Source organism: Psychrobacter sp. (assembly GCF_035469765.1).
In the GTDB taxonomy this organism is placed as follows: domain Bacteria; phylum Pseudomonadota; class Gammaproteobacteria; order Pseudomonadales; family Moraxellaceae; genus Psychrobacter.
Map to the genome: position 1 here is coordinate 1 of NZ_DATIRM010000168.1, position 1904 is coordinate 1904.

The 1904-nt window shown below is 39.1% G+C and carries 3 protein-coding genes and 1 pseudogene; 2 read left to right on the top strand and 2 right to left on the bottom strand.

All coding sequences use genetic code 11. The features are described 5' to 3' along the window. Positions 1-32: 32 nt before the first annotated feature. Both VLN09_RS04845 and VLN09_RS04850 read left to right on the top strand, forming a co-directional pair. Positions 33-386: an IS630 transposase-related protein gene (locus tag VLN09_RS04845; RefSeq protein ID WP_325244224.1), complete on the top strand. Its 354-nt coding sequence runs from the start codon at positions 33-35 to the stop codon at positions 384-386. Positions 387-399: 13 nt separating this feature from the next. Next, positions 400-879: an IS630 family transposase gene (locus tag VLN09_RS04850; RefSeq protein WP_325244226.1), complete on the top strand. Its 480-nt coding sequence runs from the start codon at positions 400-402 to the stop codon at positions 877-879. Positions 880-912: 33 nt separating this feature from the next. Here VLN09_RS04850 and VLN09_RS04855 read toward each other — a convergent pair. Further along, positions 913-1296, bottom strand: a pseudogene (locus VLN09_RS04855) (transposase family protein); the annotation flags it as partial. 8 nt (positions 1297-1304) lie between these two features. Further along, positions 1305-1745 carry a transposase family protein gene (locus tag VLN09_RS04860; protein ID WP_325244228.1) on the bottom strand — a complete coding sequence of 147 codons (441 nt, stop codon included), beginning with the start codon at positions 1743-1745 and terminating at the stop codon, positions 1305-1307. Positions 1746-1904 lie beyond the last annotated feature (159 nt).

Consider the following 1904-nt stretch of genomic DNA (forward strand, 5'->3'; position numbering starts at 1 on the left):
GTTTTAAAACAAGCGAAATGGTATAAGAATATATGACCTATTCAGCAGACTTCCGAGCGCAAGTGATCAAAAGTGTTAAAAATAAAGAAATGAGTATTCGTGAAGCGTGTACTTTCTATAACGTTAGCAAAACCGCATTACAGCGCTGGCTGAAAAACCCAAGTATCAAACAAACTCGGAATAAACCACCCAGTAAAATACCTAATGACGTGCTATTAAAAGATGTTGAACAGTATCCAGACGATTATATGTACGAGAGAGCACAGCGTTTAAATTGTAGCAAATCAGGCATTGAGATTGCCTTAAAGCGCCTTGGTATCAGTCAAAAAAAAGACCTTAGAGCATCCAAGAGCGTGCCTGATAAAAAGAGCGATATATCAGAGTAAGCCTGATAGCTTTATGCAGCAAGGCTATCCCATTGTGTATATGGATGAAAGTGGCTTTGAGGCGGAAACGATTCGCCCTTACGGCTATGCACCCATTGGAAGCCCTTGCATCGACAGCTACAACTGGCAAGTAAGAAAGCGCACTAACGTTATTGGTGCGCTCTATGAAAAAATGCTGTTTGCGCTTGATTACTTTGAGCAAAATATTAATAGCAGCATATTTTATCACTGGTGCAAACACACATTGATCCCAAGTATTAAGATTAAATGCGTGATTGTTATGGACAATGCTAGATTTCATAAGAACAAATGCATTCAAAAACTACTGAACAGACATGGCCATCGTATTCTTTGGTTGCCACCTTACAGTCCTGATCTGAACCCTATTGAGAAAAAATGGGCACAGGCAAAATTTCTACGCCAAGGCTGGATGGAGAATAATCTACCTAAGCTGTTTCATGATATGGGTTGTATCTCTTTTATTCTAGACTGACTATACTTTGATATAATAGACCTCTTGCAGAAGTCACAATGTAAGTTCGAAATTAACAAGACCTGCAAATAGTTTCATTCTTAGATCATAACGCTGGCGACGATTGCGGTAACGCTCAGCGACAATTTTGAATAGTTTAACTAAACCTATTTTATGCTCAACCAAAATACGAAACTGAGCTAAATAGTGATTGGCTTTCTTGGCAATATCGATAAGCAAACCACCTTTAGGTTTTTTAAAAGGAGTGAAGGCTTGCTCATGAAGCTTAGCAATGCCCTGATAACCACTGTCTGCCATGAAGCACGTATTTTTAGGCAGCCATTTTGGTAAGGTCTCTTTGTATAATCTAAAGTCATGCACGGCTCCTTTAGAGGTTTGAACATCAAGTATCAGACCCGTTTTCCAATGCACAATGAGCTGTGCTTTTAAGGTATGTCGCTTCTTTTTACCGCTGTAGTAGTCGCTTTGGTTTTTTTTGGACGCTCAATTGGAGTCTCAGTGGCATCAATGATAACTGCTGACCAATTGATATCCTCACCATCTTCGCGAGGTAGTTTTCTTGGTAAGTCAAACTGGTCTGAGCTTATCAGAATATTTTCTACTTTATGAACAATGCGACTGGCAGAGGATTCATGAATACCAAAGTCCATGCCAATATGATAAAGCGTTCGATACTCACGCCAATAAATCAATGCTAGCAGTATCTGCGACTCTAAGCTAAGATCGCTTGGACGTCCTGATTTGGTCTTGGCTGCTTCATGCTGTCGCATGGCGTCTAGTATGGCGCTAAAGGTGGCTTTTTGAATCCCTGTGTAGCGCTTAAAATCTGCATCGCTTTGTTTAAGTAGTTTATGTATGTCAGGCATAAAAATTGTTTTAGTTAGAATTTTGTCTGTATTCTAAATTATGTGATTACTTTTGCAAGAGGTCTAATATATATGTCGTTTATCGTTGCCGTGATATCTCTATTTCTGTAGAGAAATAGCAGCAACCATTTATCATACTACTTATGAGTTTTAGGATAT